The sequence below is a fragment of the Bacteroides sp. RTP31139st1_H2_RTP31139_211217 genome (assembly GCF_040227615.1).
GTDB lineage: Bacteria > Bacteroidota > Bacteroidia > Bacteroidales > Bacteroidaceae > Bacteroides > Bacteroides uniformis.
Genome location: NZ_JBCNZM010000331.1, coordinates 1,150 through 1,570, shown reverse-complemented (window position 1 = coordinate 1,570; position 421 = coordinate 1,150). Strand labels below are relative to the sequence as shown.

Annotated in this window: 1 protein-coding gene; it reads right to left on the bottom strand. The window is 45.4% G+C overall.

Going from position 1 to position 421, the window contains the following annotated elements:
* Positions 1-350: UpxY family transcription antiterminator (locus ABUA47_RS24665; protein ID WP_349832281.1), on the bottom strand; the 350-nt coding region annotated here is incomplete at its 3' end.
* Positions 351-421 lie beyond the last annotated feature (71 nt).

Genomic DNA, 421 nt, shown 5'->3' with positions numbered 1-421 from the left:
CCGTCAGGATTCAGATCCATCACGAACATAAAATCCTCCATTTGCTTATCCGGCACCACCAGCATGGAATGCGTGGAAAGGTCCTTCATATAAAAAAGGGGGACATTATAGATGTTGGATATATCGCAGGCTGTCTGCTTGGTGGAATGAACAAACACCAGATTACGGATTACTGGAACTTCGCTACGCTTACGGCGATACTTCAATTGCGAAATGACAAAACGCGTGGGAAGATAATAATCAAGGTCCAAATGTTCTTCCGATTTAAGTCGGTCCAGAGATTTCCGGACTGTGAATTCCTGCTTGTCACGGGTGCGGGCTGCAAACCAATATTTCTGTTGTTCAGTCACTTAGGAATTTTCTTTCGAATGAATCAGCTCAGTTCCGGGTGCGCTTCGCGGTTTGAACGAGACATTTTCCC